The organism is Pseudomonas sp. LBUM1660 (assembly GCF_059695935.1).
Genome location: NZ_CP166795.1, coordinates 1,176,272 through 1,202,378, shown reverse-complemented (window position 1 = coordinate 1,202,378; position 26,107 = coordinate 1,176,272). Strand labels below are relative to the sequence as shown.

At 59.1% G+C, this 26,107-nt stretch carries 21 protein-coding genes; 15 read left to right on the top strand and 6 right to left on the bottom strand.

Annotated features, from left to right (window positions below; all coding sequences use genetic code 11):
* Positions 1–412: 412 nt before the first annotated feature.
* The 5 genes from ACA068_RS05490 to ACA068_RS05470 all read left to right on the top strand — a co-directional run bounded on the left by ACA068_RS05490 (position 413) and on the right by ACA068_RS05470 (position 5,712).
* The gene (locus tag ACA068_RS05490; protein WP_497308216.1) at positions 413–1,069 is read left to right on the top strand and encodes an alpha/beta hydrolase; all 657 of its coding nucleotides are present in this window, start codon (positions 413–415) and stop codon (positions 1,067–1,069) included.
* 85 nt (positions 1,070–1,154) lie between these two features.
* Positions 1,155–2,648: an ATP-dependent RNA helicase RhlB gene (gene rhlB / locus ACA068_RS05485; protein ID WP_497308214.1), complete on the top strand. Its 1,494-nt coding sequence runs from the start codon at positions 1,155–1,157 to the stop codon at positions 2,646–2,648.
* Positions 2,649–2,774: 126 nt separating this feature from the next.
* A complete protein-coding gene (locus ACA068_RS05480; RefSeq protein ID WP_497308212.1) occupies positions 2,775–3,722 on the top strand; it encodes an ornithine cyclodeaminase family protein in 948 nt (315 codons plus the stop codon).
* Between the two features lie 145 nt (positions 3,723–3,867).
* Positions 3,868–4,995, top strand: coding sequence for an NAD(P)/FAD-dependent oxidoreductase (locus ACA068_RS05475; protein WP_497308210.1), 1,128 nt, complete (start codon positions 3,868–3,870; stop codon positions 4,993–4,995).
* Positions 4,996–5,085: 90 nt separating this feature from the next.
* Positions 5,086–5,712: a helix-turn-helix transcriptional regulator gene (locus tag ACA068_RS05470; RefSeq protein WP_219095797.1), complete on the top strand. Its 627-nt coding sequence runs from the start codon at positions 5,086–5,088 to the stop codon at positions 5,710–5,712.
* A gap of 113 nt (positions 5,713–5,825) precedes the next feature.
* On the opposite strand, the gene ACA068_RS05465 is transcribed toward ACA068_RS05470, so the two are convergent.
* The 6 genes from ACA068_RS05465 to ACA068_RS05440 form a co-directional block, all read right to left on the bottom strand.
* Positions 5,826–6,602: an ABC transporter substrate-binding protein gene (locus tag ACA068_RS05465; protein ID WP_497297516.1), complete on the bottom strand. Its 777-nt coding sequence runs from the start codon at positions 6,600–6,602 to the stop codon at positions 5,826–5,828.
* 308 nt (positions 6,603–6,910) lie between these two features.
* A complete protein-coding gene (gene moaE / locus ACA068_RS05460) occupies positions 6,911–7,363 on the bottom strand; it encodes a molybdopterin synthase catalytic subunit MoaE (RefSeq protein ID WP_219095795.1) in 453 nt (150 codons plus the stop codon).
* A gap of 1 nt (position 7,364) precedes the next feature.
* Positions 7,365–7,607 carry a MoaD/ThiS family protein gene (locus ACA068_RS05455; RefSeq protein WP_497308208.1) on the bottom strand — a complete coding sequence of 81 codons (243 nt, stop codon included), beginning with the start codon at positions 7,605–7,607 and terminating at the stop codon, positions 7,365–7,367.
* Positions 7,604–8,077 carry a cyclic pyranopterin monophosphate synthase MoaC gene (gene moaC, locus ACA068_RS05450; RefSeq protein WP_059406245.1) on the bottom strand — a complete coding sequence of 158 codons (474 nt, stop codon included), beginning with the start codon at positions 8,075–8,077 and terminating at the stop codon, positions 7,604–7,606. The genes ACA068_RS05455 and moaC overlap by 4 nt, the downstream gene beginning before the upstream one ends.
* A gap of 234 nt (positions 8,078–8,311) precedes the next feature.
* On the bottom strand, positions 8,312–9,706 hold the full coding sequence (locus ACA068_RS05445; RefSeq protein ID WP_497308206.1) for a PhoH family protein: 1,395 nt from the start codon (positions 9,704–9,706) through the stop codon (positions 8,312–8,314).
* A 348-nt stretch (positions 9,707–10,054) separates the two neighbouring features.
* Complete coding sequence (locus tag ACA068_RS05440; RefSeq protein ID WP_497308204.1) at positions 10,055–11,179, bottom strand: polysaccharide deacetylase family protein; 1,125 nt, start codon at positions 11,177–11,179, stop codon at positions 10,055–10,057.
* A 326-nt stretch (positions 11,180–11,505) separates the two neighbouring features.
* On the opposite strand from ACA068_RS05440, the gene yaaA reads away from it, so the two are divergent.
* The 10 genes from yaaA (at position 11,506) to ACA068_RS05390 (ending at position 26,098) form a co-directional block, all read left to right on the top strand.
* Positions 11,506–12,285, top strand: a complete 780-nt coding sequence (yaaA, locus tag ACA068_RS05435) for a peroxide stress protein YaaA (protein WP_497308202.1) — start codon at positions 11,506–11,508, stop codon at positions 12,283–12,285.
* 808 nt (positions 12,286–13,093) lie between these two features.
* Entirely contained in the window at positions 13,094–14,410 is a 1,317-nt protein-coding gene (locus ACA068_RS05430; RefSeq protein WP_219095791.1) for a nucleotide sugar dehydrogenase, read from the top strand.
* 106 nt (positions 14,411–14,516) lie between these two features.
* On the top strand, positions 14,517–15,998 hold the full coding sequence (gene alg8, locus ACA068_RS05425; RefSeq protein WP_497308201.1) for a mannuronan synthase: 1,482 nt from the start codon (positions 14,517–14,519) through the stop codon (positions 15,996–15,998).
* A 35-nt stretch (positions 15,999–16,033) separates the two neighbouring features.
* Positions 16,034–17,203 (top strand): PilZ domain-containing protein, encoded by a 1,170-nt coding sequence (locus ACA068_RS05420; protein WP_497308200.1) that lies wholly within the window; start codon positions 16,034–16,036, stop codon positions 17,201–17,203.
* Between the two features lie 9 nt (positions 17,204–17,212).
* The gene (gene algK, locus ACA068_RS05415) at positions 17,213–18,619 is read left to right on the top strand and encodes an alginate biosynthesis TPR repeat lipoprotein AlgK (RefSeq protein WP_497308199.1); all 1,407 of its coding nucleotides are present in this window, start codon (positions 17,213–17,215) and stop codon (positions 18,617–18,619) included.
* Positions 18,616–20,103, top strand: coding sequence for an alginate export family protein (locus tag ACA068_RS05410; protein WP_497308198.1), 1,488 nt, complete (start codon positions 18,616–18,618; stop codon positions 20,101–20,103). Before algK ends, ACA068_RS05410 begins: the two co-directional genes overlap by 4 nt.
* 26 nt (positions 20,104–20,129) lie before the next feature.
* Entirely contained in the window at positions 20,130–21,719 is a 1,590-nt protein-coding gene (algG, locus tag ACA068_RS05405; protein WP_497308197.1) for a mannuronan 5-epimerase AlgG, read from the top strand.
* 10 nt (positions 21,720–21,729) lie between these two features.
* Positions 21,730–23,178 (top strand): alginate O-acetyltransferase, encoded by a 1,449-nt coding sequence (locus ACA068_RS05400; protein ID WP_497308196.1) that lies wholly within the window; start codon positions 21,730–21,732, stop codon positions 23,176–23,178.
* Between the two features lie 11 nt (positions 23,179–23,189).
* The gene (locus tag ACA068_RS05395) at positions 23,190–24,323 is read left to right on the top strand and encodes a mannuronate-specific alginate lyase (RefSeq protein ID WP_497308194.1); all 1,134 of its coding nucleotides are present in this window, start codon (positions 23,190–23,192) and stop codon (positions 24,321–24,323) included.
* A 209-nt stretch (positions 24,324–24,532) separates the two neighbouring features.
* Positions 24,533–26,098 carry an MBOAT family O-acyltransferase gene (locus ACA068_RS05390; RefSeq protein ID WP_497308193.1) on the top strand — a complete coding sequence of 522 codons (1,566 nt, stop codon included), beginning with the start codon at positions 24,533–24,535 and terminating at the stop codon, positions 26,096–26,098.
* The last annotated feature ends 9 nt before the right edge of the window (positions 26,099–26,107 follow it).

Genomic DNA, 26,107 nt, shown 5'->3' with positions numbered 1-26,107 from the left:
TGAGGCGTAGTCGACCCGTGTTGGCTTTTTTTGGGGTCAACCGACGTAAAGACCTTAGCTATGAGTCTAGTAAGAGAAAATCCACATCATGGACAACTCACTTCTCACCAATCGGCCGAACGGGCTGTAGCCCTTTCACGTTCGCGAAGCCCGTAGCGGCCACTGGCGAACATCCATCACCGGATTCTTTGCTATCCCGCTGCCAGCAGTACACTGATAGTGTTACCGCAAGGCGCGAGATAGGTTGCACCGCTTTCACATAGCAAAGCCCGTACCAGACCGCTTGCCGATGCGGTTAAGGGACAGGTCAATAGCAAAACTTGTAGCCTTGCGACATCTTATTAACGGATCAACCTGACGCGCACTCACATCACGCACCCAATGAGAGCGCACGCACAAAACTGGAGCAGCCATGACCGAGCCCTTGATTCTTCAACCCGTAGAGCCCGCAGACGCCTGCGTTATATGGCTGCACGGCCTGGGCGCCGACCGCTACGACTTCCTGCCGGTTGCCGAGGCGTTGCAGGAAACCCTGCTGACTACGCGCTTCGTTCTCCCCCAGGCACCGACCTGCGCCGTGACCATCAACGGTGGCTACGCGATGCCCAGCTGGTACGACATATTGGCCATGAGCCCGGCGCGCGCGATCAATCGCGAGCAGCTGGAAGAGTCGGCGGACAGGATCGTTAAATTGATCGAAGTGCAGCGCGCCATCGGAATAGACGCCTCGCGGATCTTTCTGGCAGGCTTTTCCCAAGGTGGCGCGGTGGCGTTACACACCGCGTTTCTGAAATGGCAGGGACCGTTGGGTGGCGTACTTGCCCTCTCGACGTATGCACCGACCTTCAGCGATGAACTGGAGCTTTCCGCCAGCCAGCAACGCATTCCCGTACTGTCTTTGCATGGCCAGTACGATGACGTCGTTCAAAACTCCATGGGCCGCACCGCTCACGAGTATTTAAAGCAGCGTGGTGTCACCGTGACATGGCAGGAATACCCAATGGGCCACGAAGTGTTACCCGAAGAAATCCGCGACATCGGCGTCTGGCTGGTCGAGCGTTTACGCTAAAAGTTACCCATTGATCCATCCCACTACGCCGCGCCCGATTCTTGCATTACACTGGCCGGCGTATATTCCTTAACCAATTGATGAGATGACCGTGCTCAAAGCACTCAAGAAAATGTTCGGTAAAAGCGAGACTGAGCAGCTCGCGCCAGTTCCCAGCGCTCCGTCTCATATCCCCAGCCACCGCACCGACGGTAATCAGCCTGGCCGGACCGCAACCGTAGCGGCACCGAAACACGAGCCTGTGACCACACCGGCCGCCCCACCTGTCGAGATTCTCGCCGCCGAGCCACCGCGCAGCGAAACGCCGAAACCGGCAAAACCAAGTCGCGAACCGAAACCGAAACCGAAAGCGCCGGTCATCCCCTGGAAACTCGAAGACTTCGCCGTTGAACCCCAGGAAGGCAAAACCCGTTTCCACGACTTCAAACTCGCCCCGGAACTGATGCACGCCATCCAGGACCTGGGCTTCCCGTATTGCACGCCGATCCAGGCGCAAGTGCTTGGCTTCACCCTCGCGGGCAAAGACGCCATCGGTCGCGCCCAGACCGGCACCGGCAAAACCGCTGCGTTCCTGATTTCGATCATCACGCAACTGCTTGAAACCCCGCCACCCAAAGAACGCTACATGGGTGAACCGCGGGCGCTGATCATCGCGCCGACCCGCGAACTGGTGGTGCAGATCGCCAAGGACGCCGCCGACCTGACCAAGTACACCGGCCTCAACGTCATGACCTTTGTCGGCGGCATGGACTTCGACAAGCAGCTCAAGCACCTCGAAGCCCGTCACTGCGACATCCTCGTGGCCACCCCGGGCCGCTTGCTCGACTTCAACCAGCGCGGCGACGTGCATCTGGACATGGTCGAAGTGATGGTGCTGGACGAAGCCGACCGCATGCTCGACATGGGTTTCATCCCGCAAGTGCGCCAGATCATTCGCCAGACGCCGCCGAAGAACGAACGTCAGACGCTGCTGTTCTCCGCGACCTTCACCGAAGACGTGATGAACCTCGCCAAGCAATGGACCACCGACCCATCGATCGTCGAGATCGAGTCGCAGAACGTGGCCAGCGAAAACGTCGAGCAACACATCTATGCCGTCGCCGGTGCCGACAAGTACAAACTGCTCTACAACCTGGTCAACGACAACGGCTGGGAGCGGGTGATGGTGTTTGCCAACCGCAAGGATGAAGTGCGGCGCATCGAAGAACGCCTGGTGCGTGACGGCGTAAACGCCGCGCAACTGTCCGGCGACGTGCCGCAGCACAAGCGCATCAAGACTCTGGAAGGCTTCCGCGAAGGCAAGATCCGCGTGCTGGTCGCCACCGACGTGGCCGGTCGCGGCATCCACATCGACGGCATCAGCCACGTGATCAACTTCACCCTGCCGGAAGTCCCGGACGACTATGTGCACCGCATCGGCCGTACCGGTCGTGCTGGTGCGGAGGGCGTGTCCATCAGCTTCGCCGGTGAAGATGACTCCTACCAGCTACCGTCCATCGAGGCGTTGCTGGGTCGGAAAATCAGCTGTGAAACGCCGCCGACGCATCTACTGCGGGCGGTTGAGCGTAAGCGCCCGTAACCCGGCCCTTACTGAAAGAGGCGCAGCCGGAAACGGACTGCGCTTTTTTTTCGTCCCGATGTTGCTCGAGACAACTAAAAGTCCATAATGGACAAATTAGTTTACTTTCAGTGCCCGGAGCCGACCATGTCCAGTACGCCATATGTGATCACCCAACCCCAGGCCCGCGAACTGCTGGCGCAGGTCGACGTGCCGCAGATCCTGCGTAAGCTGTTCCGCGACCTGGCTGCCGGGCAAGCGGTGCAACCGACGCAACAGCTGGTGGAATTCCCTCAGGGTGCTGGCGACTTCATCAACTACTTGGGCGTGCTGGCCGAAGACGGCGTCTACGGGGTCAAGACTTCGCCCTACATCGTGCGCGAACAAGGTCCGCTGGTGACGGCCTGGACATTGTTGATGTCGATGCAGACCGGCCAACCGTTGCTGCTTTGCGATGCCGGCGAATTGACCACCGCACGCACGGCCGCAACAACCGCCGTCGCTGTCGATGCCCTCGCTCCGTTGAAGGCGCAGCGCCTGGCGATTATCGGAAGCGGCAAGGTGGCTCAGGCACATCTGCATTACGTTAAAAATCTGCGTGACTGGCAGAGCATCAGCCTCTATTCGCCAAGCCTGAACGATAAAAACCCTGAAACGCTGGCACAGCTCAAACGCCTCGATCCACGCCTGACCATCACCGACAGTCGCGAAGCGGCGATTCAGGACGCCGACGTGATCATGCTCTGCACCTCGTCCGCCGGCCCGGTGATCGATCCATCCAACTTGAGTAAACCGGCGCTGATCACCTCCATCAGCACCAACGCCCCGCGCGCCCATGAAGTGCCGCCGCAGAGCCTCAATGACATGCAGGTGTTCTGCGACTATCGTCTGACCACCCCGGGCTCGGCGGGTGAAATGCTGATTGCGGGGGAACAGCATGGCTGGGACACGCGCTTGATTGTCGGCGACCTGCCCGATTTGCTCAGCGGAAAAGTCCCGCGTCCCGACTACGACCGTCACGTGTTCTTTCGTTCTATCGGCCTGGGCCTGGAAGACATCGCACTGGCCAACGCCATCTACCGCCTACAGCCCTGACACCTAAATCCTGTGGGAGCGGGCTTGCTCGCGAATGCGGTCTGACATTCACCAATGAGTGGACTGACACACCGCTTTCGCGAGCAAGCCCGCTCCCACAATGAATCTCTACAATTTCGGCATTTGCGCTCGACAGGAGACGTTCATGAGCCAGGCAGATTTCATCATCATCGGCGGCGGGATTGCCGGCGCTTCCACCGGTTTCTGGCTGTCGCAGCACGCCCGGGTGATTGTGCTCGAACGCGAATCCCACCCGGCTTATCACTCCACCGGTCGATCCGCCGCGCTGTATACCGCAGCCTATGGCACACCGCAGGTTCGGGCACTGACCCAGGCCAGCCGCGACTTCTTCGATGCGCCGCCAGCCGGTTTCTGCGAACACCCGCTGCTGACCCCGCGCGGCGAGATGACCGTGGACTTCACCGGCGACCCGGCCGAACTGAACAATCAATACCTGAGTGCCAAGGCCACGGTGGCAGAGATGCAACGGCTCAGTGCCGACGAAGCCTGCGCGCGCCTGCCGATCCTGCGCCGTGAAAAAGTCCATGGCGCGATCTACGACCCTACTGCCAGCGACATCGACACCGATGCCCTGCACCAGGGTTACTTGCGCGGTATCCGTCGCAATAAAGGCGAAGTCCACACCGACAGCGAAGTGCTGAGCCTGACCCGCAATGCCGAAGGCCTGTGGCAGGTTCAAACCAACAGCCAGACCTTTAGCGCACCGGTCATCATCAACGCGGCAGGCGCGTGGGCCGACAAGATCGGCGAGCTGGCCGGCGCCAAGCCGTTGGGCCTGCAACCGAAGCGGCGCGCGGCATTCATCTTCGCCGGCCCCGAGGGCGTGGACATCCACCATTGGCCGATGCTAGTCAGCCTCGACGAATCGTTCTACATGAAACCCGACGCCGGAATGTTCCTCGGCTCGCCAGCCAACGCCGACCCGGTCGAGCCACACGATGTGCAGCCCGAAGAGCTGGATATCGCGATGGGCATCTACCAGATCGAAGAAGCCACCACCCTGACCATCCGCCGTCCGACCCGAACCTGGGCCGGTCTGCGCAGTTTCGTAACAGACGGAGACCTCATCTGCGGCTTCGATCAACATGTGCCAGGGCTGTTCTGGGTCGCGGCGCAAGGTGGCTACGGCATCCAGACTTCCCCGGCCATGGGCCAGGCCGGCGCAGCGCTGGTACGCGGTGAAGCCTTGCCCGAACAGCTCAGCCGTTTCGGCCTGGACGCCGAGATGCTCTCCCCCGCCCGCCTGGGCTGACTTTCGTCCTCAGGTGACGTGTCGACACGATTGCGGCACACTTCCAGCGCCCTTTTTGCAGGGCGCTGACGCTGCCTGGAGCTCCACTGTATGAACGCACCTGAAAAAGACCCGGCCCTGGACAACTACCGGGCAATCGCCGATGCGATCGCTACGTTGTTCTTCCCTCATGCCGAGGTGGTGCTGCACGATCTGCGCACGCAAAAAATCGATTACATCGCCAACAATCTGTCCAAGCGGGAAGTGGGCGATGACGCGGCACTGGAGGACATGCTCAGCGACGATGTCAGCGAACGGAACATCGGGCCGTATGAAAAGCTCAATTGGGACGGCCAGAAGATTCGCAGCCTGAGCAGTGTCTTGCGCGACAACGACGGCCATCCTCTGGCGGTGCTGTGCATCAACCTGAACATCTCGCTGTTCGAAAATGCCAAGGCCGCGCTGGACCTGTTCCTGTCACCAAGCAAGCTGATTCCGCAGCCGGACTCACTGTTTCGCGATGACTGGCAGGAGCGTATCAATACTTTCCTGCACGCCTGGCTGCGCGAACGTCAGCTGAGCCTGAACCTGCTGACACGCGACCACAAACGCGAACTGGTGTTGGCGTTGCACGCCGAAGGAGCCTTCAAGGGCAAAAGCGCTTCGAACTATGTGGCCAATGTGCTGAACATGGGGCGGGCGACTGTTTACAAGCATTTGAAGGAATTGAAGGGCTGAGCCCAACGATGTGTATTGGCTGATCCGGCCTCTTCGCGAGCGAGCCCGCTCCCACATTTTGCCTGTGTTCGCAGGACTAATGTGGGAGCGGGCTTGCTCGCGATATAGGTTGATCAGTCGCCGTAAATGTCCGACTTGAAGTACTTCTCGGAAATCTTCTGATACTCGCCACTCGCACGAATGCCATCAATGGCCGTGTTCAACTCGGCAACCAACTCGCTATTACCCTTGCGCACCGCAATCCCGGCACCCTCGCCCACGTATTTCGGATCCTTCAACTCCGGCCCGACAAAGGCGTAGCCCTTGCCACGCGGCATCGCCAGGAAGTCACTCAGTGGGATGGTGTCGGCAAAAATGGCGTCGAGGCGACCGGCTGCCAGGTCCATGTAGATTTCTTCGTTGTTGCCGTAGCGCTTGACGTTGATGCCCTTCGGTTCAAACACCTCGGTGGCGTAACGGTCGGTGGTGGTGGCGCGCTGCACACCGACGGTCTTGCCCTTGAGGCTGGCGTACTGGTCATCCACGGCCGCGCCTTCCTTCATCACCAGACGCGATGAAGTGAAGTAGTACTTGTGGGAGAAATCCACCGACTTCTTGCGGTCTTCGTTGATGGTCATGGACGACAGCGCCATGTCGATTTTCTTCACTTTCAGGGAAGGAATCAGACCGTCGAATTCGCCTTCTACCCACACGCACTTGACCTTCATCTGCGCGCACAGGGCATTGCCGATGTCGTAGTCGAAACCAACGATCTCGCCCTTGTCGGTTTTCGACGCGAAGGGCGGATAAGCGGCTTCAATGCCGATGCGCAGGGTTTTGTCGGCGGCGAACAGCGTGCTGCACGCTAACAGGCTCAGCGCCAGACCGGTGATGAGGGGGAGTTTCTTCATGGTCGTTCTCTCGCGGGTTGTTGTTGGTTTGGCAAGACAGAAGAAAGAGCTGAAACGGAGGAAACACCTTTTTTTGTACTTATAATTCCATACTGGACTTTTATGTATAAGTCGTCAATCGGGGTTATGGCCGATGGTCGGGTGGTGCGTCAGGAAGATATTGGGTGATGCGAATGGCCCTTCGCGAGCAGGCTCGCTCCTACAAGGGATCTACGTCGTACACAGATTTTGTGTTCATGGAGATCAACTGTGGGAGTGAGCCTGCTCGCGATGGGGTCAGACCTTTCGACAACAAAATAACAGGTTGTCTACTGCTTCCAGCGATCCGCCGCCGCATGATCACTGTCACGCCCTTCCACCCAACGCGGCCCGTCGCTGGTGTTTTCTTTCTTCCAGAACGGCGCACGGGTTTTCAGGTAGTCCATGACAAAGGCGCAGGCGTCGAACGCCGCCTGGCGGTGGGCGCTGGCGGCGCCGACGAAGACGATCGGTTCACCCGGCTCCAGGGCTCCGATCCGGTGCAGCACTTCAAGCTTCAACAGCGGCCAGCGCTGTTCCGCCTCCAGGGCGATTTTGCCGAGGGCTTTTTCGGTCATGCCCGGATAGTGCTCGAGAAACATCCCGGCCACATCGAGCCCGTCATTAAAGTCGCGCACGTAGCCGACGAAACTCACCACCGCCCCAACGCCGACATTGGCGGCGTGCATGGCATTGACTTCCGCCCCCGGATCGAAGGCCGTGGACTGCACGCGAATCGCCATGTCAGCCCCCAGTCACGGTCGGAAAAAACGCCACTTCGTCACCGTCAGTCACCGGTTCGTCGAGCTGGCAGAGGTCTTCGTTGCGGGCGCACATCAGGTTCTGCTCGCACAGCACCTCGGCACCGTCACGCTGAGCCAGCAACGCACGCACATCGTCGACGGTGGCGAAATCGCCTTCAACCTTGACCGAGTCCACGCCGAGCGCTTCGCGGTAGCGGGCAAAAAACTTCACGGTGACATTCATGGCTGATCTGCCTGGAAATGGCCGCTCTTGCCGCCAAGTTTTTCCAGCAGCCGCACGCTTTCGATGGTCATGCCACGGTCCACGGCCTTGCACATGTCGTAGATCGTCAACGCGGCGACACTGGCAGCGGTCAGGGCTTCCATCTCGACGCCGGTCTGCCCGGACAACTTGCATCGCGCGACGATGCGCACGGTGTCATCGCCTTCGGCACTCAGCTCGACCTTGACGCCGGTGAGCATCAGCGGATGGCACAGGGGAATCAGGTCGCTGGTTTTCTTCGCTGCTTGAATGCCGGCGATGCGCGCCACGGCGAACACGTCACCCTTGGGGTGACCGCCGCTGACGATCATCTGCAGGGTTTCGGGCAGCATGCGCACCAGCGCTTGAGCGGTCGCTTCACGGAACGTCACGGCTTTTTCGGTGACGTCGACCATGTTGGCGCGACCTTGGGAATCGAGATGAGTCAGCACAGGGTTACTCCTGATCAGGAGCGTCGATTGTAAACCTGCGGGTCAATTTTTCGCACGTTTGATTATTTGATGGATGGCCCTTGTAGGAGCGAGGCTTGCCCGCGAAGGCGGCGTGTCAGACAGATTGATGTTGAATGTGCCGCCGTCTTCGCGGGCAAGCCTCGCTCCTACAAGGGTTTTGTGGTGGGCATAAAAAACCGGGCAGCTTTGGGCCGCCCGGTTCTGGTTATGTGGTTACAAATGCGATTCGGCGTATTCGGCCAGAATCGAACGTGGCACCCCTTGCAGGGTGATGTGGACACCGTTCGGGAAATCCTTGAAGCGTTCGGTCAGGTAGGTCAATCCGGAGCTGGTCGCGGACAGGTAAGGGGTATCGATCTGTGCCAGGTTGCCCAGGCACACCACTTTGGAACCGGCACCGGCACGGGTGATGATTGTTTTCATCTGGTGCGGTGTCAGGTTCTGGCATTCATCGATCAGGATCAGACTCTGCTGGAAGCTGCGGCCTCGAATGTAGTTGAGGGATTTGAACTGCAACGGCACTTTGCTGAGGATGTAATCGACGCTGCCATGGGTGTTTTCGTCATCCATGTGCAAGGCTTCGAGGTTGTCGGTAATGGCGCCCAGCCAAGGTTCCATTTTTTCCGCTTCGGTGCCGGGCAGGAAACCGATTTCCTGGTCCAGACCCTGCACGCTACGAGTCGCAATAATGCGGCGATAGCGTTTGCTGACCATGGTCTGCTCAATCGCTGCGGCCAAGGCCAGGATGGTTTTACCGGAACCGGCAGCACCGGTCAGGTTGACCAGGTGGATATCCGGGTCAAGCAAGGCGTACAGCGCCAGGCTCTGATAGATGTCACGCGGTTTCAGGCCCCAGGCTTCCTGGTGCAACAACGGTTCCTGGTGCAGGTCAAGGATCAGCAGCCGGTCTTCCTCAATCTCCTTGATCCAGCCGACAAAGCCCTGCTCGTCGATGATGAACTCGTTGATGTGCACGGCCGGCAGGTTATCGATCAGCTTCACCTGGTGCCAGGTGCGGCCATGGTCCTGACGGGTTTCGACCTTGCTCACGAGGTCCCAGAAGGAGCCGGTCATGTTGTGGTAACCGTTGGGCAGCAGCGATACGTCATCGACCAATTGGTCGGTGCTGTAGTCCTCGGCCGCGATCCCGCACGCCCGGGCCTTGAGGCGCATGTTGATGTCTTTGGTGACCAGCACCACGGGCAGCTTGGGTTCGCGCGCGTGCAAGTCGATCAACTGGTTGATGATGATGTTGTCGTTCAGGTGTTCGGGAAGAATGATGTTCGGCTCGGCACGCTTGCTCATCAGAATTGACAGCAAACCCTTGGGCCCACTTTTGCCACGCTGGATCGGTACGCCAAGCTCGACGTCTTCGGGGCTGGCATCGCCCAGGGTCTTGTCGATCAGGCGAATCGCCTGACGGCATTCCGCAGCCACGCTGTGATGCCCGCTCTTGAGCTTGTCCAGCTCCTCAAGCACGGTCATCGGGATGGCAACGTGGTGTTCTTCGAAGTTTAGCAGGGCGTTTGGATCGTGAATCAATACGTTGGTATCGAGTACATAAAGGATTGGCTGGTTGGAGGAAGAACTACGTCCGTGATCATCCATACTCGGTCACCTTTGTGGGAGCCATTCGACGCAATACCTTGGCGGTGCTGCGCCTCGAAGTGACTACCGAATTCACCTGCGGGGACTCAAGTGAACTGCATCCATAGCGGGGTCTTGGGAGACGCCACCTGTGTTGCAGGTTTCGGCGGTCTGTCTTCGTAATACTCCAAAACCCATGACAGAAAAAAGTACTTTGACGTTTTTTTGAAGTTTATTTTTCAGAGTGACCAATAGCACTAGGCGGATGGCCATCACCCCGTTAAAGTCGGAAGTCCGCCTGCATCGAAATCTGCTCGAAAATCACCCCGCTTTGCCCTCCTCTCCAATGATTCCGGGCTTTTGACGGTTTCAACGAAACGCGTCCTGACAATCCTCCCAACCGATCCCGCTTTGCGCCGTTTGCGTAATGAGCCAGGGCATCGCCGTTTTCACGGCATCCTGCTTCACATTGAAGTTGATCACCCCGTGTCGCCACAGCAGCATCAGCGTCAACACGCGCTGGGCGCTCGGGTTGCCCTTGAGCTTGCCGGCGCCATCCTGGGCATCGATGTCCCACAAGGCTACTTGCAAACCCTGAGCCTTGAAGAAGCCTTCGGCATCCGAGCGGCGCTGGCCATCCGGCGGGCGAAACAGCGGCACGTAATTCTCCGGCAGTTTGCTTTTGACCAGGTCGACGCTACGGCGCACCGAATCCTGCCAGTCCTGCCAGTGGCTGTGGGAGCGAAACTCCCAGCCTTGCACACCGATGCACTGCGTCGAATACGTCACTTGCAGACTGGCCACCGAGCGCTCGGAAAGACGCGCCTGGATGTCTTTACCCAGCACAAAGAAGGTGCCGCTCATGTTGGACTTGCGCAGGTACTCCGTGACCCAGCCGGTGTTGTCCGGCGTGACATTGGCGGCGCTGTCGAACGTCAGCAAAAACAGCCGGTCATGCATCTCGTCGCCGTTGCGCTCATAGTCGCCAAAACGATCGACTTCGCTGCTGCTCTGTGGAAACAGCGCGGCCTTGCGCAGTTGCTCGTCCAGATACTGGGCGTGGAACAACCGGCTCGGCTCCGACCACTTGATGTAATAGCTGTCGTCGCTGACCTGAAACTTGGCCGCTTGCTGGCGCAGGGTGTCCAAGTCCTCGACGAGGAAACAAAAGGAGGCATCCTGATCGCAGCTCTGCTGGGCAAAGTTGTAGTTGGCGAGCAAGCGCTGCCACAGGCGCTGGCGCAGATTGTTGACGGCCTCCAGATTAATCTTGCGCAGGCCCAGGCGTTGGGCCAGGTTCGCTTCATCCAGCGATTCGCTGGCGAGCAGCACCCGCGCGAACATGAGGATTTCGGCGCGTGATGCCACGTCGAACAGCGTCGGGCTGCTGAGCTGTTCCGGCCATGTGCTGCGATCAAGCGTCGCCACATCGCCGGGCGCCGCCATGGCACCGAAGCTCAATAGCCAGGCCGATAATAGAAAAACGATACGCAAAGGGATGTCTCCATAACAAAACCCGCGCGGCACTATAGCTGATCCGGCCCACATTCCCGCAGCAGCACCGAACCCATTGTGGCGAGGGAGCTTGCTCCCGCTGGGCTGCGAAGCAGCCCCAAACCTGCGATCTGATTCCTTCTGGTGAAACCTGCGCAGCAATCTTGCGACCGCTTCGCGCTCGAGCGGGACGGTGCGGCGATCCGACAAGCTCCCTCGCCACAAAAGCCCATCCAGTCAAACCACCGATCACCTATGGACTTGATAGCTGGAGTGAACCGGCTCAACCCCCTAGAATCGCCCCCACGATTAAAGGAGACGACTTCATGCTGATGGTGATTTCCCCCGCCAAGACCCTCGACTACGAAACACCGCCGGCGACCCAGCGCTTCACCCAGCCGCAATACCTCGACCATTCCCAGGAGCTGATCATGCAGCTGCGCGACCTGACGCCAGCGCAGATCAGTGAGTTGATGCACGTCTCCGACAAGATCGGCGGCCTCAACGCCGCGCGTTTCGGCAGCTGGACGCCAGCGTTCACACCGGAAAACGCCAAGCAGGCGTTGCTCGCTTTCAAGGGTGACGTGTACACCGGTCTCAACGCTCAAACCTTCAGCGAAGCCGATTTCGATTACGCCCAGCAGCACTTGCGCATGCTCTCAGGCCTGTACGGCCTGCTGCGCCCTCTGGACCTGATGCAGCCTTATCGTCTGGAGATGGGCACCAAACTGGCGAATGCCCGTGGTAAGGATCTGTATGCGTTCTGGGGCACCCGGATCAGCGAATGGCTGAACGAAGCCCTGGCCGATCAGGGCGACGACGTGTTGCTTAACCTGGCCTCCAACGAATACTTCTCCTCGGTCAAACGCAGTGCCCTGAACGCGCGCATCATTAATACCGACTTCAAGGACTTGAAGAACGGCCAATACAAGATCATTAGCTTCTATGCAAAAAAAGCGCGCGGAATGATGAGTCGTTTTGTCATTGAAGAGCGCGTCAACGACCCGGCAGACCTCAAAAAATTTGACGTTCAAGGCTATCGCTACAGTGCCGAGCAGTCTAAACCGGACCATCTGGTATTCCTGCGCGATCACGCGCCAGAGTAAGCACCCGATCGGTGCACGACAGTAAAAATTCGTCGTGCACCGCCGTCTGATCGTCCAACAATTCCCCGCCATATTTGCCGTTTTATTGGCGCCAAAAATACATCACTCGATTTTCTAACTATTGTTTCACTCGACTTTGATTATTTTTTTCAGTAGTGGCACTGAAAATTTTTATCGGTAGTGGCACAAAACTATCTGACTCGATAATAAGCCTATATATAAAGGGCCAAACGGTAAGTGCTATCAATCTGAGAGCAGTGCCATCTTTCTCAATATTTCAAGAAATTTCAGAATTCGCGATGGGCGGGCTGGAACTATGTCCAAATGCGTAGCTCATACCACCGGTAACGATTCTCTCAATGCATGTACGAGATAACTTACGCAGAGAAGAGCGTCACGTAGCGAAGTTGTCACATTAACTTCTGCAGACTGGGCCTCTAATTTGGGCAACACATAAAGGACAGGAGATACGCTCATCACTATCCCCTTCAAGGCCAAGGCTGCGCCCCTATAAACGTGCTCTCCTGAGCACCCAACCGCTTGATTTACGGGCTTCCGCCTGACATTAAGCGCGCAAGACCATTGCACGAATGTCTTCTGATCAGAAGATCGGCTGCATAACAGGGCACATCAGAATAATAAGGCCTAGTTGCGCACATCTTGAGTGCACTTATTTAGACACTCGGAACTTTGTATGCCTGCACGCGGCGCTTCGGCGCCTGTAAGGCCGCACTTGCGAGTGCACTATACCGCTGAACACCATTAACTCCGGCCATGTAATGGCTTGATAAACACAGAGGTAATTGCGATGCGCATCAGCATATTTGGTTTGGGTTACGTCGGCGCAGTATGTGCCGGTTGCCTGTCTGCACGGGGCCATGACGTCGTTGGCGTCGATGTTGCCAAAGACAAAATCGATATGATCAACGCCGGCCGTTCGCCGATCGTTGAACCGGGTCTGGGCGAACTTCTGAAGAAGGGTATCGAGACGGGCAAACTGCGCGGCACGACCAACTTCGCCGAAGCGATTCGCGACACCGACCTGTCGATGATCTGCGTCGGTACGCCGAGCAAGAAGAACGGCGACCTGGAACTGAACTACATCGAAGCCGTGTGCCGCGAGATCGGTTTTGTCCTGCGTGACAAGACCACCCGCCACACTATCGTGGTTCGCAGCACCGTTTTGCCGGGCACCGTCGCAAACGTTGTCATCCCGATCCTCGAAGACTGCTCCGGCAAAAAAGCCGGCGTTGATTTCGGCGTTGCAGTGAACCCTGAGTTCCTGCGCGAAAGCACCGCGATCGCTGACTACGACCTGCCGCCAATGACCGTCATCGGCGAGTTCGACAAGGCCTCGGGTGACGTTCTGCAATCGCTGTACGAAGAGCTCGACGCACCGATCATCCGCAAGGACATCGCTGTCGCCGAGATGATCAAGTACACCTGCAACGTGTGGCACGCCACCAAGGTGACCTTCGCCAACGAGATCGGCAACATTGCCAAGGCGTGCGGCGTCGACGGTCGCGAAGTGATGGAAGTGGTCTGCCAGGACAAGACGCTGAACCTGTCCCAGTACTACATGCGCCCAGGCTTCGCGTTCGGCGGCTCTTGCCTGCCGAAAGACGTGCGCGCCCTGACCTACCGCGCCGGTGCCCTGGACGTGGAATCGCCTTTGCTGAACTCGCTGATGCGCAGCAACGAGTCCCAGGTGCAGAACGCCTTCGACATCGTTTCCAGCCACGACAAACGCAAAGTCGCCCTGCTGGGCCTGAGTTTCAAGGCCGGCACCGATGACCTGCGCGAGAGCCCGCTGGTGGATCTGGCGGAAATGCTGATCGGCAAGGGTTACGACCTGAGCATCTACGACAGCAACGTCGAATACGCCCGTGTCCACGGCGCAAACAAGGACTACATCGAGTCGAAGATCCCTCACGTCTCGTCCTTGCTCAACGCCGACTTTGACGACGTGATCGCCAACTCCGACGTAATCATCCTCGGCAACCGTGACGAGAAATTCCGCGCCCTGGCGCAGAACGCTCCACACGGCAAGCAAGTGGTCGACCTGGTCGGCTTCATGTCCAAAGCCACCAGCGTCAGTGGCCGGACTGAAGGCATCTGCTGGTAAGTCAGTTTTCCGGCCGGGGGATTTCACCCCCCGGCCGGTCTTTCGCCTGCCTTAACCCCATCGGGCCACCCGACAGGCTCGCCCGAGATAGAGACGGATGCAGATTATGCACAGGCTAAAGCACGGCCTACTTCAGGCCGCCGGTTGGCTGTTTTACTTAAGTATTTTGATGGGCATCGCCATGGCGTTGCCTGCGTCCACATTCGATTCCGATTCGAAGGACTTTATCTTCCTCATCGGTTTCATCGGCATCTGGCGCTACTCGATGGGCGCCACGCACTTTGTGCGCGGGATGCTGTTTCTGTACGTGGTCTACCCGCACCTGCGGCGCAAAGTGCGCAAGCTGGGTAAAGCGGCAGACCCGTCCCATGTGTTCTTGATGGTCACCAGCTTCCGTATTGACGCGCTGACCACCGCTCAGGTCTACGCCTCAGTGATCCGCGAAGCGATCGACTGCGGCCTGCCGACCACGATGGTGTGCTCCATCGTCGAAATGTCCGATGAGAAGCTGGTGAAAAGCCTTTGGACGAAAATGAATCCGCCGGATCGGGTCAAGCTCGACTTCGTGCGTATTCCTGGCACCGGCAAGCGTGATGGCCTGGCCTACGGTTTCCGCGCCATCTCCCGCCACCTGCCGGACGACCGCGCCGTGGTGGCCGTGATCGATGGCGACACCGTGCTCGCCGAGGGCACCGTGCTCAAGACCGTGCCGTGGTTCCAGCTGTTCGGCAATGTCGGCGGCCTGACCACCAACGAGTTCTGCGAAGTGCGCGGCGGTTACATCATGAGCGAGTGGCACAAACTGCGATTCGCCCAGCGCCACATCAACATGTGCTCGATGGCCCTGTCCAAGCGCGTGCTGACCATGACCGGCCGGATGTCGGTGTTCCGCGCCACCGTGGTCACCAACCCGGACTTCATCGCCGACGTGGAAAGCGACTCGCTGCAACACTGGCGCCTGGGCCGCTTCAAGTTCCTGACCGGTGACGACAAGTCGAGCTGGTTCAGCCTGATGCGCCTGGGCTACGACACGTTCTACGTGCCGGACGCCGCGATCCACACCGTGGAACACCCGCCGGAAAAAAGCTTCATCAAGGCCAGTCGCAAACTGATGTTCCGCTGGTACGGCAACAACCTGCGTCAAAACGCCCGCGCCCTGGGCCTGGGGGTTAAACGCCTCGGCCTGTTCACCTCGGTGGTGCTGTTCGATCAGCGCGTATCGATGTGGACCTCGCTGCTGGGCTTGACCGTCGCGCTGATCGCCAGCTTCAAGTACGGCACCGCGTTCATCCTCGTGTACCTGCTGTGGATCGGCATTACCCGCCTGATCCTGACCGTGTTGCTGTCGTTGTCCGGTCACCGGATCGGCCCGGCCTACCCGGCGATTCTCTATTACAACCAGATCGTCGGCGCGATGGTGAAGATCTACGTGTTCTTCCGCCTCGACCGACAGTCCTGGAGTCGCCAGCCCACTTCCCTGACCCGTGATCTCGCCAGCTTTCAAGGTTGGTTCAACACTTGGTCGTCTCGGACCATGACCTTCTCCGCCGGCAGCATTTTTGTTGCCGTGCTGCTGATGATGGTCTGACCGAACTCGCCTGAATTAACTAGGAAATCGCCCATATGAATACCGCCGTCAACGCCAACGTAGTGCATGAGTCAGAAGCCCAGCGCCAGCACGCCCGAGTAAAAATCCCGGCCAAGCTGCGCTTCTTCGGTCCCGACCGGACCCCGATGGAAGCTCGAGTGATCGACCTCTCCGCTGGCGGTCTGGCCTTCAACGCCGGTCAACTGCCGCTGAAAATCGGCGACGTGTACAAGGCTCGCCTGCAATTTGTCATCGATAACCTCGGCCTGGCCATGGACGTGGAGCTGCAAGTGCGCTCCTTCGACCGCCCGACCGGTCGTGTCGGTTGCCAGTTCCAGAACCTGGAACCACAAGACATTTCGACCCTGCGCCACCTGATCACCTCGCACCTGGCCGGCGACATCGTCAGCATGGGTGAAATGCTCGCGACCCTGCAGCGCGACAACTTCACCAAGGCGCGCAAGATGAAGGACGGCGGCCACGGCATGACCGCGTTCGGTCGTCTGCGTGCAGTGACCTTCAGCCTGGCGATTTTCATCGTCGGCCTGGCGGCGTTCGGTTTCATCTTCAAGTCGGTGTACGGCATGTACTTCGTCAGCCACGCCCAGGCCGGTCTGGTCAGCGTGCCGGGCATGAACATCACCATGCCGCGTGACGGCACCGTACAGAGCCTGATCAAGGCCGACGGCGTTGCCGCCAAAGGCGCTCCGCTCGCGACATTCAGCACCAGCATGCTCGATGTGCTCAAGGGCCATCTTGACGACAATCAACTGCAACCGGCCAAGGTTGAAGAGCTGTTCGGCAAGCAAATGACCGGCACCCTGACCTCGCCGTGCGATTGCACCGTGGCCCAGCAAATGGTCGCCAACGGTCAGTACGCCAGCAAAGGCGACGTGATCTTCCAACTGGTGCCGCGCAACAGCGAAGCCAACATTGAAGCGCGCTTCACCTATCGCCAGTTCGCCGATGTGCGTCCAGGCAGCACGGTCAGCTTCCAGATTGCCGGCGAAGAAACCACCCGCAGCGGCAAGATCGTCAGCAGCACCAGCCTGAAAAGCGCCGACCTTTCCTCCGACATCCGCGTGCTGATCCAGCCTGACGAGCCACTGGACAGCAAGTTCGCCGGTCGCCCGGTTGAAGTGAACAGCACCCGTGGTCCGAACCTGAACTGGCTGATCGACAAAGCCATGGCTTCCGGTCTTTAAGCAGAGGACATGCCCGTGACTAGCCCACTCAGAATCCTGCCGGTCCCGCTGACCCTGGCCATGGCAATTGCTCTGGCCGGTTGTGCCGGCCTTCCAGACCAACGTCTGGCCAACGAAGCCCTCAAGCGCGGCGATACCGCGCTGGCGGCGCAGAATTACCAGCAACTGGCAGACCTGGGCTACAGCGAAGCACAGGTTGGCCTGGCCGATATCCAGGTCGATAGCCGTGATCCGGCGCAGATCAAACAGGCCGAGGCGACTTACCGCGCCGCGGCCAGCGTCTCGCCGCGGGCCCAGGCTCGCCTGGGTCGTCTGCTGGTGGCCAAACCCGGTTCCACCGAAGCCGAACAGCACGAAGCCGAGGGCCTGTTGAAAAAAGCTTCGGCCGCTGGCGAAGGCAATACGCTGATCCCGCTGGCGATGCTGTACCTGCAATACCCGCACAGTTTCCCCAACGTCAACGCCCAGCAGCAGATCAGCCAATGGCGCGCCGAAGGCAAGCCGGAAGCGGGCCTGGCCCAAGTGCTGCTCTATCGCACCCAGGGCACTTACGACCAGCACCTGGACGAAGTGGAAACCATCTGCAAAGCCGCGTTGAACACCACGGACATCTGCTACGTCGAACTGGCCACGGTCTATCAGAAACAGGCCAAGCCAGAGCAACAGGCCGAGCTGATCAAGCAGATGCAAGCCGCTCAGGCTCGCGGCACGGTCACCGCTCAACGCGTGGACAGCGTCGCTCGCGTGTTGGGTGATGCGACCTTGGGCAAGACCGACGAGAAAACCGCTCAGTCGCTGCTCGAAGGCATCGCTCCGGGCTACCCCGCTTCCTGGGTCAGCCTCGCGCAATTGCTCTACGACTTCCCGGAACTGGGCGACGTCGACACGATGATGAAGTACCTGGACAACGGCCGCGCCGCCGACCAGCCACGTGCCGAACTGTTGCTGGGCAAGCTCTACTACGAAGGCAAAATGGTGCCGGCCGACGCGAAGGCCGCCGAAGAACACTTCAAGAAAGCCGTCGACCGAGAAGTGGCCGCCGATTACTACCTCGGCCAGATCTACCGTCGCGGTTACCTGGGCCAGGTCTATTCGCAGAAAGCGCTGGACCACCTGCTCAAGGCTGCGCGCAACGGCCAGAACAGTGCCGACTTCGCCATTGCCCAACTGTTTTCCCAAGGCAAGGGCACCAAGCCCGACCCGCTTAACGCTTACGTCTTCAGCCAATTGGCCAAGGCGCAGAACACCCCGCAAGCCACCGAGCTTGCGCAAACACTCGAAGCCCAACTGCCGCCTGCCCAGCTCGCCGAGGCCAAACGCCTGTTGAAACAAGAACAGGACGTTCGTGGTGCCTTGAGCCAGAACACGCTGGAACTGCATGCCCTGCAAGAAGAAGACGGCGAGGAATCCCTATGAAGTTGAATCCATTCGTGAAGGCCGGTATTGGCCTCTCATTCGCCCTCTTGTGGTCGTGCCCGACCCTGGCGGCCCTGACTGAAAGCAAAAACTACGGCCTTGACGTGAAAATCACTGCCCAGTCCGAAGACGACACCGACCTGGGTACCGCAAGCGGCGGCGACGTCAACGGCGTCGGCCTCGACCTGCGTCCATGGATCTACGGCGAGAGCGGCGCGTGGAGCGGCTACGCCATGGGCCAGGCCGTGACGTCCACCGACATCATCGAGACGGACACCCTGCAACAGTCCGACAGCGACGGCACCCAGGCCACCGACAACGGTGACCGCAAAAGCAAGAAAAACTACCTGGCGATGCGCGAGTTCTGGGTCGGCTACAGCGGCCTGACGCCGTACCCCGGCGAGATCCTCAAGCTCGGTCGCCAGCGCCTGCACAACGATGACGGCCAATGGCGCGACACCAACATCGAAGCCCTGAACTGGACCTTCGACACCACCCTGTTGCGCGCCAACGCCGGTGTGGCCGAACGCTTCAGCGAGTACCGCACCGACCTCACCGAACTGGCCCCAAAAGACAAGGATCGCCTGCACGCTTACGCCGATGCGGCGTATCAGTGGACGCCGGGCAACTGGGTCGGCATTCGCGGTCATCACACCCACGATGACGGCAAACTCGACTACGCGCAGCCGGGTGTTCCTGCCGATTCTCTGGACAAGAAACAGAACGGCGACATCAGCTGGATCGGCCTGACCGCCGACAGCGATGCCTACAACTGGCGCAACACCAACACCGTCAACTACTGGGGCAGCGTCACCGGCATGAGTGGCGACCGCGACGAGGTCAACCCGCTGAACGCCGACGGCACCGCGCCGGCACAAGCCAAAACCAGCGGCAACGTCGATGGCTGGGCCACTGACCTGGGCGTGCGTCTGCGCCTCGATCCGCAATGGCAAGTCGGTGCAGCCTATGCCCGCGCCAGCGCCGATTACGAACAGAACGGCCTGGAAAGCAACCGCTCGAACTACACCGGCACCCGCTCGCGGGTTCACCGTTTCGGCGAAGCTTTCCGTGGCGAAATGCAAAACATGCAGACCGCCACCCTGTTCGGTTCGTGGATGCTCAACGACGAATACGACGCCAGCGTGATCTACCACAAATTCTGGCGTGTCGACGGTAACAAGCCGGTCGGCAGCAATGGCATCAACGCCGTCGAGAACAATACCGACGACGGCACCGGGGCGATTCTTTCCAGCACGTCCCTGCCGCTGGAAGACGGTAGCAAGGACCTCGGCCAGGAAATGGACGTGGTCGTCACCAAGTACTTCAAGCAAGGCCTGCTGCCAGCCTCCCTCAGTCAGTCGATCGATGAGCCTTCGGCCCTCGTGCGTTTGCGCGGCGGTGTGTTCAAGCCAGGCGATGCGTATGGCAAAGGCGTCGACTCGTACATGCACCGCGCGTTTATCGACGTGATCTGGCGCTTCTGATGCGAACCGCTAAGGGAGTTCCTGACATGAACAGTCCGAAGAGAGGCTCGATAACCTTGCTGGCCGGCGCGATGCTGCTGGCCAGCACGGCAGCCTTCGCCACAGTGGAGCCGGCCTCGCCCATTCAAAAAGGGCAACCGGCGACCATTGCAAAAGGGTTGCAACAGGCCAAGACCTACACCGTCAGCAGCGCACCGACCGCACCGCTGGAACTGGAAAAACCGAAACTGCCGGACACCTCCGGCTACACCGCCGAAGCCATCGCCGCGAAAATCGTGCGCACCAAGGCTGGCAAAATCAGCGTGCGCCGGATGATGCAGGAAAACGCCCTGAAGGACTTCATCGGCGGCGATAACAAGATGGCCGAGTGGGTGGTTCGTCAGCACGGCATCCCGCAGGCGATCTTCATCGACGACGGCTACATGAACCTCAAGGACCTGGCCAAGAAAGTACCCAAGCAGTACTTCAGCGAAACATCGCCGGGCGTGTTCCTGGCGAAGTTGCCGATCGTGGTGGGTGAGAAAGGCATCCTGGAAATCGACAAGCAGACCCAGGAACTGCGCCTGTCCCAAGAGTCCGGTTCGTTCCTGGTCAACGACGGCCAATTGTTTGTGCGTGATACCAAGATCACTGGCTGGAGCGAGAAAGCAAACGGCCCGGCGGTCTTCAAGTCGCCGAAGGAATTCCGTCCGTTCATGCTGTCTTGGGGCGGCACCGAGACCTACATCGCCAACAGCAAGATCGCCAGTTTCGGCTACGCCAACAGTAAGTCCTACGGCGTGAGTATTTCCCAATACACGCCGAACATGGCCAAGGTGCTCAAGCGCCCTGAACCGACCGGCTGGATCGTCGGTTCCGAGTTCTCGGACATGTGGTACGGCTTCTACTGCTACGAAACCCAGGACTTCGTGGTCAAGGGCAACACCTACAAAGACAACATCGTCTACGGCATCGACCCGCATGACCGTTCACACGGTCTGATCATCGCCGACAACACCGTTTTCGGGACCAAGAAGAAGCACGGGATCATTATTTCCCGTGAGGTCAACAACAGCTTCATCTTCAACAACCGCAGCTACGACAACAAGTTGTCGGGCCTGGTGATCGACCGTAACAGCGTGAACAACCTGATCGCCTACAACGAGATCTACAAGAACCACACGGACGGCATCACCCTCTACGAGAGTGGCGACAATCTGATTTACGGCAACAAGGTGATCAGCAACCGTCGCCACGGCATCCGTATTCGTAACAGCGTGAACATTCGCCTCTACGAAAACCTCGCCATGGCCAACGGCCTGACGGGCGTGTACGGCCACATCAAGGACCTGAGCGACACCGACCGGGACATCAAGCTCGACCCGTTCGACGCGCAGGTCTCGCTGATCATCGTCGGTGGCGAACTGGCCGGCAACGGCAGCGGACCGCTGTCCATCGACTCGCCGCTGAGCGTCGAGTTGTACCGCGTGTCCATGCTCGCCCCGACCAAATCCAGTGGCATCAGCTTCAACGGGATTCTTGGCGAGCGCCAGGATGAAATTCTCGACCTGCTGGTGCGCCAGCAGAAAGCCGTGCTGATCGACCCTGTCGAACGCCAGACCGAAATGCAGGACTGAGGATAATTTTATGCACCCACACTTGATCAAATTACTCAGCCTGTCGGCCCTGACCGCCGGCATTCTCGCGGCCAGCGCCGGCGCTCGTGCCGATGAAGCCAAAGCACCTGCCTTCAGCGCCGAACCGTGCTGCAACCTGTGCCCCGAAGCCCACGACGCGAAGAACTACACCACGCGTTATCAGCAGAACTTCACCACGCTGGTGCAGGCTCAGGGCGATTGGTTGTTCCGTACCCAGGAAGACTTGCGCACCGAATTCGACACCACCCCCGCCGGCTACAAACGCATGAAAGAGCTGCACGATGCGTTCAAAAGCAAAGGCATAGAACTGGTCGTCGTTTACCAGCCGACCCGTGGCCTGGTAAACCGCAACAAGCTCAATCCGGAAGACAAAGCCAAATTCGATTTCGACAAGGCACTGAAGAACTACAAGACCATGCTCGGGCGTTTCGCCGCCATGGGCTACGTGGTTCCGGACCTGTCGCCGCTGACCAACGAATCGCTGCCCGACACCTTGCCGGCCCACGACTTCTACTTCCGCGGCGACCAACACTGGACGCCGTATGGGGCCCAGCGCACAGCGAAAATCGTCGGCGAGAAAATCAAGCAATTGCCTGAGTTCGCTGACATTCCCAAGCGCGAATTCGAGAGCCATAAGTCGGGTCGCATGGGCAAGACCGGAACGTTACACAACATGGCCGGTCAACTCTGTGGCACCAGCTACGCGGTCCAGTACATGGATCAGTTCACCACCGAGCCCAAGGGCGAAGCAGCGGACGGCGACCTGTTCAGTGACTCTGGCAATCCAGAGATCACCCTGGTCGGCACCAGCCACAGTGGCAAGAACTACAACTTCGCCGGTTTCCTCGAAGAGGCCATCGGCGCCGACATCCTCAACGTGGCGTTCCCCGGCGGTGGCCTGGAAGGTTCGATGCTGCAGTACCTGGGCAGCGAAGAATTCCAGACCAAGCCGCCGAAGATTCTGATCTGGGAATTCTCGCCGCTCTATCGCCTCGACCAGGAAACCATCTACCGCCAGATGATGGCGCTGCTGGACAACGGTTGCGAAGGAAAGGATGCACAGATGACCGGCAGCACCACGTTGAAACCGGGCAAGAACGAATTGATGGTCAACAGCAAGAACCTGAACCTGCAAAACAGCAGTCACCAGGTCGACATCCGCTTCGCCGATCCATCGGTGAAAACTCTGCAAGCCACCCTCTGGTACATGAACGGTCGCCACGAGGACATCAAGATCGATAAACCGGAAACCTCCGACACCGACGGGCGTTTCGCCTTTGAGTTGCGCACGGACGAAGACTGGGCCTCGCAGAATCTGCTGGCCGTCGAAATCCAGGGCCCTGAAGCGGGTGCCACTCCACAGAAAGTCGAAGCGAAGATCTGCAAACGCAATGTATTCCCTGGCGCTGGGCAACGTACCGCTCAAGCCGGGCAGTGAGGCAATCTCTTATGACATGCATGCAAACCCGAACTTTGAAAAAGTTAATCGCGCCCTCCCTGCTGACGTTGGCGATGTTCGCCGGCGCCACCCAGGCTGCCGCGCCACTGCGTCCGCCACAGGGCTACTTCGCGCCGATTGAAAAAGTCAAAACCGGCGACAAGAGCGAAGGCTGTGACGCGGTCCCGACGCCGTACACCGGCTCGCTGCAATTTCGCAGCAAATACGAAGGTTCCGACAAGGCCCGTTCGACCCTGAACGAAGCCTCGGAAAAAGCGTTCCGCGACACCACTGCCGACATCACCAAGATTGAGCGCGGCACCAGCAAGCTCGTGATGCAGTACATGCGTGACGGTCGTCCGGAACAGCTTGACTGTACGTTGAACTGGTTGACCGCCTGGGCCAAGGCCGATGCGTTGATGTCCAAGGACTTCAACCACACCGGCAAGTCCATGCGCAAATGGGCGTTGGGCAGCATGGCCTCGTCCTACATTCGCCTGAAGTTCTCTGACTCCCATCCGTTGGCGAACCATCAGCAAGAGTCGCAGTTGATCGAAGCCTGGTTCAGCAAAATGGCGGACCAGGTGGTCAGCGATTGGGACAACCTGCCGCTGGAAAAAACCAACAACCACTCGTACTGGTCCGCCTGGTCGGTGATGGCAACGTCCATCGCCACCAACCGCCGTGATCTGTTCGACTGGTCGGTGAAGGAATTCAAGGTCGGCGCCAATCAGATCGACGCCCAAGGTTTCCTGCCTAACGAGCTCAAGCGCCAGCAACGCGCCCTCGCCTACCACAACTACGCCCTGCCGCCGCTGGCGATGATCGCCAGTTTCGCTCAGGTCAACGGTGTGGACTTGCGTCAGGAAAACAACGGCGCATTGAAACGCCTGGGTGATCGAGTGCTCGCGGGTGTCGAAGACCCGGAAGAATTCGAGAACAAGAACGGTAAAGAACAGGACATGACCGACCTGAAAGAGGACTCGAAATTCGCCTGGCTCGAACCGTTCTGCACGCTCTACACCTGCTCGCCGGATGTGCTCGAGAAAAAACACGAGATGCAGCCGTTCAAGACCTTCCGCCTCGGGGGTGACCTGACCAAGGTCTACGACCCGGCCAACGAGAAAGGCAAAAAAGGCTCCTAGAGCCAAACACAAATCCCCGTAGGAGCGAGGCTTGCCCGCGAAGGCGGTCTGACATTCACCAATGATGTCGACTGACACTCCGCCTTCGCGGGCAAGCCTCGCTCCTACAGGGATCGCGGTGATTTGAATGCAATACATCCCCCGGTTTTCGGTGGGGGGTTTGGGGGGGCCGTTGGCCCTTGACTGTGGTTAAACATGGAGAGACCGGGATGGTATTTTCATCCAACGTGTTCCTGTTTTTGTTCCTGCCGATCTTTCTCGGCATGTACTACTTGAGCGGAATACGCTATCGCAACCTGCTGCTGCTGCTCGCCAGCTACATGTTCTATGCCTGGTGGCGTGTGGACTTCCTTGCGCTGTTCGCAGCCGTCACGTTGTGGAACTACTGGATCGGCCTTAAAGTCGGTGCCGCAGGCGTTCGGACCAAACCGGCACAACGCTGGTTGCTCCTGGGCGTGGGCGTCGACCTGTGCATCCTCGGCTACTTCAAGTACGCCAACTTCGGCGTCGACAGCATCAACGCGATGATGACTTCGGTCGGTCTGTCGCCGTTCATCCTGACCCACGTGCTGTTGCCGATCGGGATCTCGTTCTACATCTTCGAGTCCATCAGCTACATCATCGACGTCTACCGGGGGGACACCCCGGCGACCCGCAACCTGATCGACTTTGCCGCGTTTGTGGCGATCTTCCCGCACTTGATCGCCGGCCCTGTGTTGCGTTTCCGTGACCTGGCCGACCAGTTCAACAACCGCACCCACACCCTCGACAAGTTCTCCGAAGGTGCCACGCGGTTCATGCAGGGTTTCATCAAGAAAGTCTTCATCGCCGACACACTGGCGGTGGTGGCCGACCATTGCTTTGCCTTGCAGAACCCGACCACGGGTGATGCCTGGCTCGGAGCACTCGCCTACACCGCGCAGTTGTACTTCGACTTCTCCGGTTACAGCGACATGGCGATCGGCCTGGGATTGATGATGGGTTTCCGCTTCATGGAAAACTTCAAGCAGCCGTACATCAGCCAGTCGATCACCGAGTTCTGGCGTCGCTGGCACATCAGCCTGTCGACCTGGTTGCGTGACTACCTGTACATCACGCTGGGCGGCAACCGTAAAGGCACGCTGATGACCTATCGCAACCTGTTCCTGACCATGCTGCTCGGTGGTCTGTGGCACGGCGCGAACATCACGTACATCATCTGGGGCGCCTGGCACGGTATGTGGCTGGCGATCGAAAAGGCCCTGGGCCTCAACACCTCGCCACGCAGCATCAACCCGATCCGCTGGGCGCTGACTTTCCTGCTCGTGGTCATGGGTTGGGTGATCTTCCGCTCGGAAAACCTGCACGTCGCCGGTCGCATGTACCACGCGATGTTCAGCTTCGGCGAATGGTCGTTGTCGGAACTCAACGCGGCCAGCCTCACCGGCCTGCAAGTGGCGACCCTGGTGGTGGCTTACATGACCCTGGCGTTCTTCGGCATCCGTGATTTCTACACCAACCTGCCGCCAGAAAAGACCAAGCCTGTGGTGAATGTCGAGGCCGATGGCCCCGCTGCTGCCACGCCTGGAATGATCAAAGCCGTACCGGGCGACAACCCGGGCAGCATCCACGAACCGGGTTACACCGTCGGCGTTGAAGCCACCGTGCAACCGGCTTACTGGACCGCTGACTGGTCGCGTTACGTGATGCGCACGCTGGTGCTGGTGCTGTTCATCGCCTCGATTTTCAAACTCTCGGCGCAAAGCTTCTCGCCGTTCCTTTACTTCCAGTTCTGAGGGATCTGA